The organism is Lentilitoribacter sp. EG35 (genome assembly GCF_040784015.1).
In the GTDB taxonomy this organism is placed as follows: domain Bacteria; phylum Pseudomonadota; class Alphaproteobacteria; order Rhizobiales; family Rhizobiaceae; genus Lentilitoribacter.
In genome coordinates this window covers 38,258-55,022 of record NZ_JBFNGQ010000006.1, presented here as the reverse complement: position 1 = coordinate 55,022, position 16,765 = coordinate 38,258, and the positions used below count along the sequence as shown (strand labels likewise).

Annotated in this window: 14 protein-coding genes; all 14 read right to left on the bottom strand. The window is 49.0% G+C overall.

The genetic code is table 11. From position 1 onward, the window contains the following. Positions 1-482 precede the first annotated feature (482 nt). Positions 483-1,616 (bottom strand): DUF4147 domain-containing protein, encoded by a 1,134-nt coding sequence (locus AB2J24_RS11630; RefSeq protein ID WP_367385597.1) that lies wholly within the window; start codon positions 1,614-1,616, stop codon positions 483-485. Positions 1,617-1,624: 8 nt separating this feature from the next. Further along, on the bottom strand, positions 1,625-3,151 hold the full coding sequence (locus tag AB2J24_RS11625; protein WP_367385596.1) for a UxaA family hydrolase: 1,527 nt from the start codon (positions 3,149-3,151) through the stop codon (positions 1,625-1,627). 90 nt (positions 3,152-3,241) lie between these two features. Continuing rightward, the gene (locus AB2J24_RS11620; protein ID WP_367385595.1) at positions 3,242-4,510 is read right to left on the bottom strand and encodes a hydroxymethylglutaryl-CoA reductase, degradative; all 1,269 of its coding nucleotides are present in this window, start codon (positions 4,508-4,510) and stop codon (positions 3,242-3,244) included. Then, the gene (locus AB2J24_RS11615) at positions 4,507-5,454 is read right to left on the bottom strand and encodes a 3-hydroxyacyl-CoA dehydrogenase (protein ID WP_367385594.1); all 948 of its coding nucleotides are present in this window, start codon (positions 5,452-5,454) and stop codon (positions 4,507-4,509) included. Before AB2J24_RS11615 ends, AB2J24_RS11620 begins: the two co-directional genes overlap by 4 nt. A 43-nt stretch (positions 5,455-5,497) precedes the next feature. After that, entirely contained in the window at positions 5,498-6,442 is a 945-nt protein-coding gene (locus tag AB2J24_RS11610; protein ID WP_367385593.1) for a 3-keto-5-aminohexanoate cleavage protein, read from the bottom strand. Positions 6,443-6,463: 21 nt separating this feature from the next. Next, positions 6,464-7,282 (bottom strand): SDR family oxidoreductase, encoded by an 819-nt coding sequence (locus AB2J24_RS11605; RefSeq protein ID WP_367385592.1) that lies wholly within the window; start codon positions 7,280-7,282, stop codon positions 6,464-6,466. A gap of 11 nt (positions 7,283-7,293) precedes the next feature. Next, positions 7,294-8,637 carry a TRAP transporter large permease gene (locus tag AB2J24_RS11600; protein WP_367385591.1) on the bottom strand — a complete coding sequence of 448 codons (1,344 nt, stop codon included), beginning with the start codon at positions 8,635-8,637 and terminating at the stop codon, positions 7,294-7,296. Next, positions 8,634-9,224 carry a TRAP transporter small permease subunit gene (locus AB2J24_RS11595; protein ID WP_367385590.1) on the bottom strand — a complete coding sequence of 197 codons (591 nt, stop codon included), beginning with the start codon at positions 9,222-9,224 and terminating at the stop codon, positions 8,634-8,636. The genes AB2J24_RS11600 and AB2J24_RS11595 overlap by 4 nt, the downstream gene beginning before the upstream one ends. 18 nt (positions 9,225-9,242) lie before the next feature. After that, entirely contained in the window at positions 9,243-10,283 is a 1,041-nt protein-coding gene (locus AB2J24_RS11590) for a TRAP transporter substrate-binding protein (protein WP_367385589.1), read from the bottom strand. Between the two features lie 199 nt (positions 10,284-10,482). Further along, positions 10,483-11,157 carry a GntR family transcriptional regulator gene (locus AB2J24_RS11585; RefSeq protein WP_367385588.1) on the bottom strand — a complete coding sequence of 225 codons (675 nt, stop codon included), beginning with the start codon at positions 11,155-11,157 and terminating at the stop codon, positions 10,483-10,485. Between the two features lie 409 nt (positions 11,158-11,566). Next, a complete protein-coding gene (gene hutU / locus AB2J24_RS11580) occupies positions 11,567-13,237 on the bottom strand; it encodes a urocanate hydratase (RefSeq protein ID WP_367385587.1) in 1,671 nt (556 codons plus the stop codon). After that, positions 13,234-14,019, bottom strand: a complete 786-nt coding sequence (gene hutG / locus AB2J24_RS11575; RefSeq protein WP_367385586.1) for an N-formylglutamate deformylase — start codon at positions 14,017-14,019, stop codon at positions 13,234-13,236. Before hutG ends, hutU begins: the two co-directional genes overlap by 4 nt. After that, positions 14,016-15,536: a histidine ammonia-lyase gene (gene hutH / locus AB2J24_RS11570; protein ID WP_367385585.1), complete on the bottom strand. Its 1,521-nt coding sequence runs from the start codon at positions 15,534-15,536 to the stop codon at positions 14,016-14,018. Before hutH ends, hutG begins: the two co-directional genes overlap by 4 nt. Then, entirely contained in the window at positions 15,533-16,732 is a 1,200-nt protein-coding gene (gene hutI, locus AB2J24_RS11565) for an imidazolonepropionase (RefSeq protein ID WP_367385584.1), read from the bottom strand. The genes hutH and hutI overlap by 4 nt, the downstream gene beginning before the upstream one ends. Positions 16,733-16,765: the final 33 nt, after the last annotated feature.

Below are 16,765 nucleotides of genomic sequence, written 5' to 3'. Positions count from 1 at the left end.
CTGCATTTTGCAAGGTGTTAAACATCCTATCTTAGACTAGATGAGTAAAACATTCAAAGTCCCAATGAATTACAAGTTTATAAGTTACATTCCACCGTTGCTATGTTGTATGTATTAATCAACGTCCGCACTGGGCCAAACTTTGAAGTTTGCAATATTGATTTTGGTATCTGCTTTTGGAGTGGATGCAGAAAGTAATTTGATCTAGCGCGAAGTAGAAGTATTTGACTAATGGGAGGAAAGTTTTGAATAAATTTATGAAATATGCCCTAAATATAGCACTTTATATTTACCCATAAAGTTACCCAAAATATGATAACCGTATGATTTATTGTTTGAAAACAATAGCATAAAATGTAGATATTCGGTCTCCAAAACCGTAGGTCGAGGGTTCGAACCCTTCTGCCCCTGCCATTGTTTCGACAAATCTGTTTAGGATGAACGCAATTTAAAATGAGTAATTTAGGATCTCGATTAAATCGTTATGTGTGCTTTAGGAAAATTGCCAGGTCCATCACATTCGTTCCTGTCGGACCTGTAATGATCAAATCGCCTGCTTGTGCAAGGTAGGAGCCTGAATCAGCGCGTTCTTGTGCTCCTTCTGCGCCAGGTAATTTTAAGTAAGTTTCTCCGTCCAAAAAAGCGCCAGCGGCATCGGTAGGGCCATCTGTTCCATCGGTGCCGGCAACTAAACCAACAATGTCATCCCGCTTGCTTATGTGCCGCGCAATCTCCAACGCGAGCGCTTGGTTGCGGCCACCTCGACCGGGGTTTTGGGGGAGAATTATAGTTGGTTCACCACCGTAGACGTATAATCCGGGTTTCCCATTTATGATTTCATTTGCAATCTGAGCTGCGATTTCGGGTACGTTCGCATACATATTTTCTTCGTTAGAAATAACGGTACGCCCGTTCAATTTGGCATTTTGCTCAATTGCGTTTCGTGCAACCGCATTTGAAGCAACAATGTCGCAACTATACGTAAAGCGTGCGTCATCGGGACGTGAGCCAACTCCTGAACCGATGATCCCTATACTGTCGCCAGCCACATCTGATATGGCGAGAACATTGACTTCTACGCCTCTATAAGACGCCAGTAATCCACCACCTTTGATAGCGGAAATGGATTTTCGACGTTTGTTGATTTCTTCAATGTCCAAACCTTCGGTCAGCGCAGCACTTGTCAGGGCTTCCAAATCTTCATATCGAAACCCGGTTTTCAGGTGCTCGACAAGTGAGGAAGCGCCTCCCGAAACGAGCATAAGCAGGCGGCTATCTGCGCCACAACTTGTGATGAAATCTAACGCGCCTTTACCTGCGTCCAATGAGGTTTTATCGGGCAGGGGGTGACTTGTTTCAAGTGCTGTTACATTGCCATTATATATTGCGCGCCCGATATGACCGGTTTTGGTAACGAGATATGTTGGCACGGATTTACGCCATTCACTTGGCAGTCCCTCAAACATTGCGGAGGCAGCTTTCCCGACAGCGAGAATGTGTGTCGGCTGGTGAAGCTTGTTGGCCGTTAGCCATGCATTCACGCTCGCATCACCTTTAACCGCTGCGACAGCCTCTTTAAAGAGTTGCAATAGTGTATTTCGTTGGGCTTCGTGCATCTTGTAAACTACATCTGAGCATAGGTTTGCCAAGGTGCAAATTCTGCATCACCAATATCAAGTTCTTCTGACCGCGTTTTATTACCTGAGGCTGTCTCCAGCATTGTGTTGAAAATTCGTTGGCCGGCTTCCGCCACCGTTTCGCTTCCATCAGCAAATGTTCCGCAATTGATGTCCATATCGTCCTGCATCCGCTTGTACATCGCGCTATTGGATGCAATCTTGATCGACGGCACGGGCTTATTACCATAGCAGGACCCGCGTCCAGTGGTGAAACAGATCATATTGCAGCCCGAAGCAACTTCTCCCGTGATGGAAACTGGATCATAACCGGGACTGTCGACAAACACCAAGCCCTTCTCGATGATCCTCTCACCATACTGGTAAACACCATTCAAATTTGTTGTCCCTGCTTTGGCAACGGCTCCCAGAGATTTTTCCAAAATTGTCGTCAAACCGCCCATCTTGTTGCCCGGTGTCGGGTTGTTGTTCATCTCAGAGCCGTGCTTTTGGGCATGATCTTCCCACCATTCCAACAAATTCACTAGCTTCTGGCCGGCCTTGGGCGAGGCTGCGCGATCAGTCAATAGATTTTCAGCCCCGTAGATTTCAGGTGTTTCCGCCAATGCGGCAGTCCCGCCGTTCTTGACTAACAGATCAACGGCATAACCCAACGCTGCGCTGGCCGTTATCCCTGAATACCCATCCGAACCACCACATTGTAACGCGACAGTTAGATGGGACGCGTCGATTGGCTCGCGCTCGGCCTTATTGGCCTTTTCCAAAGCTGTTTCCAGCCACAATAAACCTTTCTCAATGGATTTGCGTGTGCCACCTGCACTTTGTAGCGTGTAGTATTGAAAACTTTCATCGAGGGGTCTGCCATAAGCTTCGAGCATCAGAGGAATTTGGTTGGCCTCACAGCCAAGGCCCAACATCAAGACGGATGCGAAATTGGGATGTGTGGCGTAGCCCCAAATTGCGCGTTGGAGCTTGCGAAAAGCGTCGTCATCGGTACCGATGCAGCACCCCGCACCATGTACAATTGGAACAACACCATCCACGCCCGGGTATTTTTCCAACAGGCCCGAAAGCTCGGCTTCTCTTGCCAATAGTTTTGCCGCCGACGCCGAACAGTTTACCGATGTAACAATGCCTACATAGTTACGAGTGCCGACACCCCCATCTGCCCTGCGATAACCATTGAAAGTTGCCCTTTGTGACTGCGGCAGAATATTCGTATCCTGTGCATTCTCACCATAGTTCTCATTCCGGTGGAAGCTGGCCATTGCTACGTTTTGCGTGTGAACATGAGCACCTTGGGCGATGTTTTGCGTGGCGACGCCAATGATGCTGCCATATTTGGTGATCTGTTCACCGGCTTTGATCTCAGTTAGAGCCACTTTGTGCCCAGATGGTATGTTATCCTTAGCAACAAGACCAGATGGTGTAAGCGCTGTACCGTTTTCGATCTTTCGCGAAGCCACAGCGATATTGTCATTGTCATTTAAATTTAGGATAGGGGAAGTTGGCATGTTTTTTCCTGAGCTATGAGTGTACGCATTATTTTTGACGCCACCGATGATCATTTGTTTCTGTCTGGTGGCGAATTTAGTTTTCTAGGGTTACCTTTGCTGAAGCAGGGTTTTGGCATGGGCAACGGTGATCTCTCCAGTTTGTACTATCTTGCGGGCAACTTCATCGATCTGGTCGTCAACAGCACCAGCTGCGATCGCTATATTGCGGGCATGCAGGGCCATATGCCCCTTTTGTATTCCTTCCGTCGCTAAGGCGCGTAGCGCGGCCATGTTCTGAGCCAACCCCACCGAGGCAGCGACTTGTGACAACTCGCTCGAAGAGCTTACATCCAACAACTTGATGGCTGCTTGTGCTGCCGGGTGCGTTTTGGTAGCTCCACCAACCAGACCCAGTGCCATAGGTAGTTCGATTTTGCCTTCGAGAAAGCCGTCTTTTAATTCCCAGCGTGTCAGAGACGTATAACGTCCACTTTGCGCGGCAAAGGCGTGAGCCCCGGCCTCGATGGCGCGCCAGTCATTGCCTGTTGCCAGTACCACCGGGTCGATCCCGTTCATGATACCCTTGTTGTGTGTCGCAGCACGATATGGATCAACCAACGCCAGCGCGCAGGCTTCGACAATACCCTGCGCCACATCATTGCCACTTAGCGAACTGGTCTTGAGCGTCGCCGCATCAATTCTGACACGTGCTCTGACCAGCCTTTTGTCTGCGAGATTGGAAAGAATTCTCAGGCGCACATCGCCCTGGGCAATAGAGGCGATGGAGGGGGCAAGTCGCTCAGCCATACTATTGACAGCATTGGCGCCCATGGCGTCACGCACATCAACCAGCAAGTGAACCACGAGCATCGGACCGACAGGTGTGTCTGGAAAGCTATGCACCTCAATGCCGCGGCAACCGCCGCCCAACTGAACCAAAACGGTATCCACTTCGTTGGCCGCTTTGATCAGATCAGGCTCGGCTGCCGCCAGATCTGTCTTGGCGGCTTCCAGATCGGGAACACGCAAAACCTGAATTTGTGCTCGCATGATGGGATCATCTGCATCAGCAGTAAACCCGCCACTTTCACGGGCAATCCGGGCCATGTAAGACGCTGCTGCCACAACAGAGGGTTCCTCAACAGCCATGGGTATCAGATAATCTTTGCCATTGACCACGAAATTGGTGGCCACACCAAGGGGTAGCTCAAATTTACCGATGACATTTTCAATCATGCCATTGGCCAGTTGATCGCCTAAAACGTTTCCCCCAAGCGCAGCAATATCTGTGTTGGCGGCCTGTGCAACTGTCTGCAATCGTTCGTTCGGCATCAAATCACGCAGGCCTTCAAGTCGGGAATTGGTTATCGCTTTCATGGGCAATCCCTCTTGGATTGAGTTGCTTTGTGGCGCAATAGAACCATCAATTTTCTGTCTCTGTCTATTTGCGCTTCGGGAATTTCGGCAACAGGCGTTTTCTGTGATAATTCAGCTACGAGTTTTTCGTTGGCAATCTTGGCCCAATCAACTGTTTCATACGAGCCAATTCCGAAACCACGATACATTTTTCCATATCGCGCAACATAATCGTCAACGCCATCTGGCGCATTCAGGTGAATGGTCTGCATAGGCCCCATAAAAGACCAGCGAAGTCCCAGCCCATCACAAATTGCCTTATCCAGATCTGTAGCTGATACGATGCCGCTGCCCACCAGTTTAAACGCTTCTTCAAGCAATGCGCCTTGCAGGCGATTCACAATGAATCCGTCGATTTCTTCGTTCAGAACAATCGTTTCGCGGCGGCATTGAAGCATCAGCTCGTTTACCCTTGAGACGATGTTTTGGTCGGTCCATGGGGTAGGGACGATTTCGACCGCGGGAATAAGATGTGGTGGATTGATAGGGTGGACAACAAGGCACCGATGTCGGCCTGCAATGCCCTCGCAGTAACGTGAAGCCGATATGCCGGATGTTGAGCTCCCGATAGGTACGCTCGGAGCAGCAATCGCGTCGAGAGATCCCGTGATTTCTTTCTTAATACCAACATCTTCCGGGCCATTTTCCTGTACGTATACAGCTCCGTCTAAGGCTTCTTCAAGGTTTCCGGCGACTGAAATTCTACCCAAAATTTGCGGGACTTCATCGGTCTCTACTAGATTAAACTCAGCAAGATCCGAAATTCGAGGTTCCATCGCTTTAAGTGCTCGCTTAGCTGCATCAGAAGATGCGTCATACATTGCAACGTTAAACCCTGCCTGAGCGAACACAGCAGTCCAGCCTTGGCCAATCAATCCGCAGCCAATTACTGCAATCTTTTCCATGATCTTTTTCCTTATTGTACATGGTACGTAATCTGACGTTTAGTTAAAATGCGACTTCGCTACCGCCTTTGAGCCCAAGGATTTCCCGCGCTTCGTCAGGCGTTGCAACTTCCAAGCCAAGGCCTTCAATGATCGCGCGCACTTTGCGAACCTGTTCAGCATTGGATTTTGCCAATTGTCCACGACCAGCCCAAATGCTGTCTTCCAACCCAACTCGCACGTTGCCGCCTAATGTGGCCGACTGTGTTGCAATCCGGAATTGGTTGGCACCTGCGCCCAGCACCGACCAGCGGTAATCATCGCCAAACAGACGATCTGCCGTCCGTTTCATGTGCATGACATCCTCATGGTGCGTGCCAATGCCGCCGAGCAGGCCGAAAACGGATTGCACAAAGAACGGAGCCTTTACCAAACCACGATCGGCAAAATGCGCCAGATTGTAAAGATGCGAAGTATCGTAACATTCAAATTCGAACCGTGTTCCGTTGCCGTAGCAGGTTTCCAGAACATATTCGATATCTTGAAACGAGTTACGAAAGACAAGGTCACGTGATCCCTCAAGGTGCTCACGTTCCCAATCATGTTTGAACTCTTTGAATCGATTGAGCATCGTGTAGAGCCCAAAATTCATCGAACCCATGTTCAGAGAGGCCAATTCTGGCTGGTATTTAGCAGCAGGAGCCGCGCGCTCCTCAACGCTCATATATGGGCTGCCGCCCGTGGTAATGTTTACGACGGCATCTGTGCTTTGTTTTACTCTGGGTAAAAACTTGGCAAAGCCTTCAGGACTTTGGTCAGGACGACCATCTTCGGGATGACGTGCATGTAGATGTAGAATTGCCGCTCCGGCTTTGGCTGCTTCCAACGAATCTTTGATAATTTCTTCGGGTGTGACCGGCAGATGTGGCGACATGGATGGGGTGTGAATGGCGCCAGTGATAGCACAGGTGATAATGACCTTACCTGTGTGTTTGTTTGTTGTACTCATTTTAAAAAATTCCAATTTGGATCAAAGTGTTTCGACATTTGCGTCAACGCATAAGGACTGGCCCGAGAGATTTGCACCAGCGTCCGAAATCAAGAACGCCACAGTGGCAGCGACATCCTTGGGTGAGACCATGCGGCGCAAAGATATCTTTTGAAGATATTCGTCCTTCATTGTTTCATAATCGACGCCAGTTGCCTCAGCGCGGTCACGTATGACACCTTCCATCCTCGGACCCTCGACAATGCCGGGTAGAACAGCATTCACACGGATATTGTCCGGGCCTAGCTCTTTGGCTAGGCTTTGCGTTAGGCCGATCACGCCGAACTTAGCTGCTGAATACGGCGTTCTATAAGCGTAACCATGTTTCCCAGCGGCCGATGACATATTCACCAGCGCACCACCACCATTTGCCTTGATCATAGGGATGACCTTACGCGCGCAAAGAAATTGACCGGTTAGGCAAACATCAAGACAGTTTCGCCAATCTTTCGCAGACAAGTCCTCGAGATTGCCTGTTGGGCCGGCAACTCCAGCATTGTTCACTAATGCATCCAATTGACCGAATTTTTCACCAACAGTATTGAAGAAAGCCTCGACGTCGGATTCGTTTGAAACATCAGCCTGTATAGCGATGCAATTGCCAAGCTTACTGCTGGCCAATTGCAGTGCATCAGCATCAACGTCACAAATTGCGATTTGAGCACCTTGTGCGTACAGGAGATGAGCAATTGCATAGCCAATGCCACTGGCGCCAGCCGTGATGACGGCTTTTTTTTGGTTTAACCCAGGTAAGCGTATGGCATCGATGCCCAATGAAGAATCAGTTGAATGATCACCCATTTCTTTCTCCTTTATTTGCCGAATGTTGCATCTGGGACCCAAAGCACAAGATCTGGCCAGATGATCAACAGCGCTAGGCCGACGAGTTGCAAACCAACAAAGGGAATGATGCCTCTGTAGATTGTTCGAATAGTGATCTCGGGTGGGGCTACACCCTTGATGTAAAATAGAGAATATCCAAACGGCGGGGTCAGAAAACTAGTCTGTAAGTTGACCGCGACAAGCATGGCAAACCACAATAGTTGTTGCTCGCGCGAAATGCCCAGTCCAAAATCCAAACCTGCGACAATGGGTGCGAAAAGCGGAAGTATGATAAAGCTGATCTCCACCCACTCCAGAAAAAAGCCCATCACGAAGATCAACAAGAGAAGCAGGCCTAATGTACCATAAGCGCTTAGGTCAAAATGCAAGATGGCGTTTTCGATCATTTTGTCGCCCTTGAGGCCTTTGAACACCATCCCGAAGATCGTTGCACCAACCAGCACACCTAGGATCATCGCCGAGGTGTTGCCAGTTTCACGAACGCATGTGGAAAGCGTTTGAAATGTAAGTTTGCGATTGATGGCTGCTAGTATCATTGCGCAAATTGCACCAAGCCCTGCTGCTTCGGTTGGTGTTGCTGTCCCAGTGGCAATAGAACCTAAAACTGTCAGGATAAGAACAAGCGGCGCGAACAAATCGCGCAGAAGAGCCACCGCTAAGGAGCCTTCAGCGGGGATTTCCGTCGAAACAGGTGCATCATTTGGTTTTGTCAATGCAACGAAGACAATGTAGCCGATATAGAGACCACCCAAAAGCAAGCCAGGAACAATCGCCCCAAGAAAAAGCTCTCCAACGGAAATCTGGAGGATATCACCCACTAGTACAAGCATGATCGACGGTGGAATGAGGATGCCGAGCGTACCCGAAGCTGCAATCGTTCCAACAGCCAATTCAGGTTTGTATTTTTCACGTAACATGATGGGCAAAGCGAGCGTGCTGAGCATGACAACTGAAGCGCCGACGATGCCTGTGCTTGCCGCCATGATGATGCCAAGTAAAGCAACCGAAATGGCCAACCCGCCACGTTTACGACCCAGCGCTCGTTCAAGCGAATAAAGAAGATTTTGTGCAAGCCCCGACTTATCAAGCATCGCACCCATGAACACAAATAGCGGCACCGCGAGTAGCAACCAATTCTCGATAACCCCGGCGTAAATACGGGAGACCCCAATTTTGAGGAATGCGAAGGGCAGTCCTCCGATTAAGGCAAACAGAATACCGATACCTCCAAGGACGAAAGTTACCGGATAACCACTGAATATGCCGATGAGCAGGCACACAACCATCGTCAGAGGAATAATGTGCTCAATCATTGGTTCGCTTTCTTTGTAGACTTAAATAGTTTGAGAATATTTCGAATGGTCAATCCGATCCCGGCCAGAAACATCAGTCCAAATCCGATAGGGATGAATGCCTTTAGGACAAATCGGTTGTAGAGCCCGTCATAGTCCGAACCTTCGTTCATATTGAAGGAGCGATCAGTGAAGTCATATCCGTTGTAGACAACGATCGCGCAGAGCGGCAGTAGAAAGATAAGATGCCCCAAGATGTCTACGATGATCTTTTGCCGCTCGCTCATATTTTGCCGAATGAAGTCGACACGTACATGGGCATCGCTGACGATCGCTCCGGCCATAGTAAGCATCAGCATGATACCAAACAGGTGCCATTGAAGATCACCAAGGCTTGCCAAAGTTAGTTTTGAGCCAAACAGGAAGATATCATTTTCCCATTGGAAGATTGTGCCGACTTTTGCAGCTGAAAGTATAACGCTGATCAAAACGAGGACAAGAATTGGAACAATGAGCCAAGCCGCGGCCCGACCTATCCATACGATTCCGCGAAGCACCGTATGGACAGGGTTTATGCCGCGATCTGGACTACTTGAAGGTGAGTCCATATCAGTTGCCATTTTGGCTTACTCGGCAGGGAGAGTTTGAAGCGAAGTCCAACGACCCGATGAGGCTACGAAAGCTTTCATTGAATTATAAGCTTCACCATATAGCGGGTCCTTTTCAGCTTCTGTGCCTAATACTCGCTCTGTTGCAACCCGCAGCTCCGCCAAAACTTCATCTGGGAATGTTTTTACGATCGTACCACCAGCCTCAAATTCTTCAATTTGCGGTGTTTGTGCGGATGGGGCGTATTGCAAAGTCCATGCAAGGCTGACCTGACAAGCTGCTTCATACATGGCTTGTTTTTCGGAACCCATGTCATTCCAAACATCCATGTTGATCATAAGAACATCGGCGCTGCCTGGCTGGTGCCAACCAGGGTAGTAATAGAACTTGGCGATCTCGTTAAAGCCAAGGTTTTTATCAATGATTGGTAGGGAAAATTCTGTTGCATCAATGCGTCCACGCTCTAGCGCAAGGTAAATTTCGCTAGCAGGCAAGTATTGCGCTGAGGCGCCAAATTCATTTAGCACACGTGCTCCTACACCAGCCATTCGCATCTTTAAGCCATTAAAGTCTTCGACAGAAGTAATCTCTTTGTTGAACCAACCACCAGGCTCTGGATTGGTGACGTGGCAAGCCAGAACTTTGACATTTAAGTCGTCAAAGCCACGCTGAACGATCTCAAGACCACCGCCCACATGCAGCCAAGCAGCTAGAGATTCCGGTCCTGCACCAAATGGTGTGGCACCAATTTGCGCAACGGGTACTTTGCCGCCCCATTGACCGAGGAAACTCCAACCAGCTGGAATAGCGCCTGAACTAACATTTTCAAGGATCTCTCCGGCAGGAACCAGTTCACCAGAACCAAATAGATTAAGACCTACATCTCCACCGCTCATATCTCTGAGGGTTTTGTCCATCAATTTAGCGCTGTCTGCCAAGAATGTTAGATCCTTGGGTATGCTCATATGCACGTCCAGAGTATCGGCTGCCGCTGATTGTGATGCGCCAACTGCAATTGCGCCAGCGACTATAGCCGCGCTTAAACCATTAAATTTCATTTGTTATTCCTCCCATTTGCGTCACTTTTGATGGCACTATGTCCTCAAAAGTAACGACTGATTTTTGATCAATAAAATTTCAATAATTGATTTTTGATCAAAAATCAAGAAGCAAAATATATCGAGCAATTCATTTGAGATCTGTGGTTAGCGGTAGGTGGGAGAGAGAATTGCTATTGGAAAGCGCAAACTGCACACTTTAGCGCGTGGTCTCGCCTGAGAACATTGTTCTGACGAGTACGTCATATGCATCTGAGATATCATCGACGAGAGCATCTGAGGCACCTTTTACATCACCTTCACGAACATAATGTACGATCTTACGGTGATGGCTGTTGGAAACCTTGTATTGGCTCTCGCGCTCCAATTGATAAAGGTGCGGGCTGACGCGCAGCCAGAGCGTATCGACTATATCGATCAACACAGGGGAGTGCGATTGTTGATAGAGTCTTAGATGAAACTCGTAATTGGTTTTGATATAGCCTCTAATATTACCAGATTGTTCGGTTTTTTCGAGCCGTTCCAGCAATGCCTCCAGATCAGCGATGAATGCATCGTTCCGATTCTGCAGTGCCCATTTGACAGCTAGCACCTCTACCTCAAGGCGAACATCGCGCAAGTCTGTCAATTCTTCATACCCCAGGCTTGGCACACCTACTGAGCGGCCTGAGACATTTGCAACCACACCAATGGCAAGAAGCCGCGTCAACGCTTCACGTACGGGCATTGCGCTGACACCAAAGGCCTCGGCGACACGCGCAACACGAACAGCCTCGCCAGGTGTAAACTCACCTTCTCGCAGTAGCATACACAACCGATCGTAAACTTGATCGTTTAATTTGTCTTTATGGATTGGTTTAGCGTTTTTAAACATGTCGCGTGTCTTCGCATATTTTTGGCGTAGAAGTCCAGAGTTCAGTTGGTGATCGTAAATTTACGAGTTAAGTGCTGGTTTCAGAGTGGAAGTCTTTAGAATGCACGTTCGCTAACTTCTTTCGATTCGTGGGAGAACCGCATGTAATAGATAGGTCAAGCTTGATTGACGAATTTTGGACAAACCTATCCAGCTAACCACAATGTGTTTGCTTTCGGTCGATATAGGTAATTTGAACAAGAACATAGTATTCGCCTTCAAAAGAAACAACGCATCTAATTAATGTTTCTGCCAGAAGTTTAATAATTAATTTGAACACGGTCTAAAAAGTAGGTCGAGGGTTCTAACTCTTCAGCCCCTCACAAGAGCCAATCTATAGTTAGGTCATTATGAGGGGGCTGGGAAGTTCTTAACCCAGAATTCCAGGTAAGTTGAGGTTATGGAGGCGGGCACAATCTTTGGCGTCCTCATATCCAGCGTCTGCATGTCGCCACACGCCGGAGGCCGGGTCATTCCAAAGAACGCGGTTTAGTCGCCTTGCGGCATCTTCTGAACCATCGGCCACAATTACGACACCAGAATGCTGGGAAAAACCCATTCCAACACCGCCGCCATGGTGAATGGATACCCACGTCGCGCCAGAAGCCGTGTTGACCAGTGCATTGAGGAGAGGCCAGTCAGATACGGCATCGGACCCATCCATCATAGCTTCAGTCTCGCGGTTTGGCGATGCGACTGAGCCACTATCAAGGTGGTCACGACCAATCACAACGGGTGCTTTTAGTTCGCCGTTTGCGACCATTTCATTGAATTTTAGTCCGGCACGATGGCGATCTCCCAGCCCGATCCAGCATATCCGCGCTGGTAATCCCTGGAACGAAATTCGTTCTTGCGCCATGTCCAGCCAGGTATGCAGATGTTTGTTTTCAGGAAATAATTCTTTCATTGCCGCATCGGTTTTATAGATGTCTTCCGGATCACCCGACAATGCAACCCAACGGAATGGGCCGATACCTTTGCAGAACAGCGGTCGAATATAGGCTGGAACAAAACCCGGGAAAGTGAAAGCGTCTTCCAACCCTTCTTCCAGTGCCATCTGTCGGATATTGTTGCCATAATCTACAGTTGGTACGCCATCATTCCAAAAGTCTACCATGGCAGAAACCTGATATTTCATCGAGGCTCTTGCTGCTTTTTCAACTTCATTGGGGTCAGTTTCGCGCATGTTTTTCCATTGAGCCATCGTCCAGCCTTGCGGTAGATAACCGTTGATTGGATCGTGCGCGGAGGTTTGGTCTGTCACAATATCCGGGCGAATGCCACGATCATAAATCTGCCGAAAAATATCGGCTGCATTACCCAGAAGACCGACAGATTTTGCTTCTCCAGCTGCTGTCCACCGCTCGATCATCTCCATCGCTTCGTCCAGCGTTTCTGCCTTCTCATCCAGATATTTGGTGCGCAGGCGAAAATCAATACTGTCTGGATTACATTCCACTGCAAGGCAACACGCGCCTGCAAAAACGGCTGCCAGTGGCTGTGCTCCGCCCATGCCGCCAAGACCGCCAGTTAAAATCCAGCGACCCTTTAGATCACCATCATAATGTTGCCGACCAGCTTCAATAAAGGTTTCATAGGTGCCTTGAACAATGCCTTGCGTGCCAATGTAAATCCAGCTTCCAGCGGTCATCTGACCGTACATCATAAGGCCCTTGCGATCGAGTTCGTTAAAGTGCTCCCAATTGGCCCAGTGCGGCACAAGATTTGAGTTGGCTATCAAAACACGGGGTGCATCTTTGTGCGTTTGCACAACTGCCACAGGCTTGCCAGATTGCACCAACATGGTTTGGTCTTCATCCAGTTTTTTAAGCGTGTCGATCATCAGGTCAAAATCTTTCCATGTCCGCGCAGCGCGGCCAATGCCACCATAAACCACAAGTTCATGTGGGTTCTCAGCAACATCAGGGTGCAGGTTGTTCATCAACATGCGAAGGGGAGCCTCTGTCGTCCAATGTTTTGCGTTCAACTCTGTGCCTGTTGGCGGATATATGTCACGTGAATTTTTGCGCTGATCGGTCAATTGGGTCTCCAATTTGTCAAGGATATTAAGATGTTGCTTAGAAGGGCACGTAATGGTTCCGCTCGCTCTGGCAGATACGTCCATGGTGCCTTTTCTATCATGTAGTTGGCTTGCGCAATTTCCATTTGTATTGCGTGGACGCTCGTTTTGGGTTTCCCATAATGGCGTGTTGTCCAGCCGCCTTTAAACCGCCCATTTAAGATATTTGAAAAAATCTCGGAATCTTGGCATTCTTTTGTAACAAGCGCTTCAACGGAGCCGTCGCATGTCGTGCCGTTATTGGTGCCAATGTTAAGATCCGGCAGGCGATTTTCAAACAGAAAGGGAATTTCCCCTCGGATTGAGTGACAGTCATATAGGATAGCAAACCCGTGTTTGGATTTAACTCGCGCTATCTGGTCTGCCAACGCTGTGTGATAGGGCTTGTGGTAAGTCTCACAACGATGATTAATTTCATCCTCATCCGGCTCAAAACCATCTTTATAGATTGTACGACCATCAAAATCAGTCAGCGGACAGAGCGTTGTTGTATTTTGTCCCGGATAGAGGCTTTTTCCCGCTGGATCACGGTTTACATCAATAACATAGCGATGGATAGGAGTGCGCACTGTGGTCGCATCTGCCAAGCCATCATAGAGGTTATGAATATGCCAATCGGTGTCGGCCAAAGCTCGGCCGACCGGGTTAAGTTTGTCGGTAATATCATCTGGAACAATAGTTCCCGTGTGCGGCAAACCAAGGATTAAAGGCGAACTACTTTCGGTAATTTCAATATTGATCAAAGCCTCACCTCACAGCTTGCCGCAGCTACAAGGTCACCCTCACGCACTAATTTTGAAGCCAATTCCAAGTCAGCCGCCATATGGCGGTCTTCATCAAGAGCTGGCACTTTGGCGCGGATACATGCGACCACGGATGCAAGGTTTTGTGCAGTTTTAAGCGGTGCCCGCGCTTCAATCCCTTGAGCGGCACAAAGTGCTTCTACGCCCAGTATGGTTGAAAAATTCTTGTTCATACGCATCAAGCGCCGCGCAGCATGAGCTGCCATCGATACATGGTCTTCTTGGTTGGCTGAGGTGGGCGTGCTGTCTGTGGAGCAGGGGTTTGCGAGGAATTTGTTTTCGCTCATGAGTGCTGCGGTTGTAACCTCGGCAATCATAAAACCACTATTAAGACCAGGTTTATGTGTGAGGAATGCAGGCAGACCAAAGCTCATCACCGGATCAACCATCATGGCAACTCGTCTTTGCGAAATTGCACCAATTTCGGCAATTGCGAGCGCGATTTGATCAGCTGCAAATGCCACTGGTTCCGCATGGAAATTACCACCAGAGACAATCATTCCGGCGTCAGCTAAAACAAGTGGATTATCGGTCACGGCATTTGCTTCAATCTCCAGTGTTTGGCTGGCAAAACGCAAAATATCTATTGCGGCACCCGCAACTTGCGGCTGACAACGAATACAATAGGGGTCTTGCACTCTTAGATCGTCTTCACGGTGACTCTCGCGAATTTCACTTCCTTTGAGCAATCGGCGCGCTTCATTGGCGGCTTCAATTTGCCCGCGATGGCCACGCAATGTGTGAATTTCAGGCTGTAGTGGTGCTGTGGACCCCATAATCGCATCGGTCGACATGGCACCTGTAATCAGTGCGGTACAGGCCATGCGCCATGCATCAAACAGTGCCGCCAATGCTGATGCGGTGGAGAATTGCGTACCGTTGATCAGGGCTAGACCTTCCTTCGGACCAAGGGCGAGGGGTGTAAGTCCCGCCTTTTTAAGAGCTTGTGCACCTGACATGCGAGTACCTTTATAAAAGGCTTCACCTTCTCCAATCATCACGGCTGCCATATGTGCAAGCGGAGCAAGATCACCCGATGCGCCAACGGAGCCTTGCTCAGGGATTAGAGGCAAAACATCCTCCGCAAGCATATCCTCAATGAGTGTCACTGTTTCAAGTGCTACGCCTGATGCGCCGCGCCCAAGAGAAAGCAATTTTAGCGCCATCATCAATCGGGTTGTTGAAGGTTCAATAGGTTCTCCCACGCCACAGCTATGTGATAGGATCAGGTTACGCTGTAGGGTGCTTGTATCCTCGTGGGCAATTTTGACCGAAGCAAGTTTTCCAAATCCTGTGTTAACGCCATATACCGCTGCGCTACCCGCCGCCGCTTTTGCCACCATGTTAAAAGAGGCTTTGATGCCTTGTTGCGCGGTTGGTATGAGTTTTACCGGGCAGGAACTTCGCCAAATGGTTTCCAGTTGCTCGAGTGTAGCTTGTCCTGGGGTGAGGATCATAAAATATGCTTTCCGTTAAAAACACGAGAGTGAAGGGGGTTAAATCCGATACGATAAGCAAGTTCGGATGGATATGAGATATTCCAAATGGCAAGGTCTGCGCGATTGCCTTTTGTAAGGGTTCCGCAGTCTGTTAGTCCCAATGCACGTGCTGCATTTATGGTTGCGCCACGCAAAGTCTCCTCCGGTGTCATTTTGAACATTGTGCAAGCCATATTCATTGCCAAAAGCAGAGAGCACATGGGAGATGAGCCGGGATTGGCATCTGTTGCAACCGCCATATCCACTCCATGAGTGCGAAACGCTTGGATGGGTGGCTGTTTGGTTTCACGCAAGGTATAATATGCGCCGGGCAAAATCGTTGCGACGGTGCCTGATTCTGCCATCGCTTTCGCGTCCTCTTCCATCGCATATTCCAAATGATCTGCTGACAATGCGCCACGGGACGAAGCCAATTGGGTGCCACCCATATGGCTGAGCTGCTCTGCGTGCAGTTTGACCGGTAGTTTAAGAGCTTCCGCTGCATCAAAAACACGACTTATCTGATCAGTGGTAAAAGCTATTCCTTCGCAAAATCCATCAACAGCATCTACCAATCCCTCCGCATGAGCGGAAGTTAGAGCGGGAATGCAAACGTCATCAATGTAAGTGTCTGCCTGTCCTGCATACTCTTTTGGAACGGCATGAGCGGCAAGAAAACTTGTTTTAATACGCACCGGGCGCAAGGTTGCAAGGCGGCGTGCGGCGCGAAGCATTGAAAGCTCACTTTCAAGCGATAGGCCGTAACCGGATTTGATTTCGATGGTGCTGACCCCTTCGGCCAGCAGAGCATCCAGACGAGGAAGTGCCAATGCAACAAGTTCGTCTTCGCTGGCATTTCTGGTCGCGGATACCGTGGAGTTAATGCCGCCCCCGGCGCGTGCAATCTCTTCATAGCTTGCACCGAGCAAACGCATCTCAAATTCCTTGGCGCGATTCCCGCCATAGATCAGATGTGTGTGGCAATCGATCAGAGCGGGCGTAACGGTGCGACCTTCCAGGTCTATCGGTTCTGCACTGTTCTTTGGTGCATCCATTTGGTGACCGACCCATGCAATTTTACCGTCTTCAATAAGGATTGCCGCATCTTCGATCAGTCCATATGGGCCGTCCAAGGACATGGTTGCAGCGGTTAAATTGTGCAGCAATATTTGCATATTCTACTGAACCTCAAATATATTATGTTTGCT

Excerpts from the sequence above, each read along its gene's own strand:
- AB2J24_RS11630 (WP_367385597.1), bottom strand. The coding sequence starts at position 1,616 with ATGCACGAAGCCCAACGAAATACACTATTGCAACTCTTTAAAGAGGCT.
- AB2J24_RS11625 (WP_367385596.1), bottom strand. The coding sequence starts at position 3,151 with ATGCCAACTTCCCCTATCCTAAATTTAAATGACAATGACAATATCGCT.
- AB2J24_RS11620 (WP_367385595.1), bottom strand. The coding sequence starts at position 4,510 with ATGAAAGCGATAACCAATTCCCGACTTGAAGGCCTGCGTGATTTGATG.
- AB2J24_RS11615 (WP_367385594.1), bottom strand. The coding sequence starts at position 5,454 with ATGGAAAAGATTGCAGTAATTGGCTGCGGATTGATTGGCCAAGGCTGG.
- AB2J24_RS11610 (WP_367385593.1), bottom strand. The coding sequence starts at position 6,442 with ATGAGTACAACAAACAAACACACAGGTAAGGTCATTATCACCTGTGCT.
- AB2J24_RS11605 (WP_367385592.1), bottom strand. The coding sequence starts at position 7,282 with ATGGGTGATCATTCAACTGATTCTTCATTGGGCATCGATGCCATACGC.
- AB2J24_RS11600 (WP_367385591.1), bottom strand. The coding sequence starts at position 8,637 with ATGATTGAGCACATTATTCCTCTGACGATGGTTGTGTGCCTGCTCATC.
- AB2J24_RS11595 (WP_367385590.1), bottom strand. The coding sequence starts at position 9,224 with ATGGACTCACCTTCAAGTAGTCCAGATCGCGGCATAAACCCTGTCCAT.
- AB2J24_RS11590 (WP_367385589.1), bottom strand. The coding sequence starts at position 10,283 with ATGAAATTTAATGGTTTAAGCGCGGCTATAGTCGCTGGCGCAATTGCA.
- AB2J24_RS11585 (WP_367385588.1), bottom strand. The coding sequence starts at position 11,157 with ATGTTTAAAAACGCTAAACCAATCCATAAAGACAAATTAAACGATCAA.
- hutH (WP_367385585.1), bottom strand. The coding sequence starts at position 15,536 with ATGATCCTCACCCCAGGACAAGCTACACTCGAGCAACTGGAAACCATT.
- hutI (WP_367385584.1), bottom strand. The coding sequence starts at position 16,732 with ATGCAAATATTGCTGCACAATTTAACCGCTGCAACCATGTCCTTGGAC.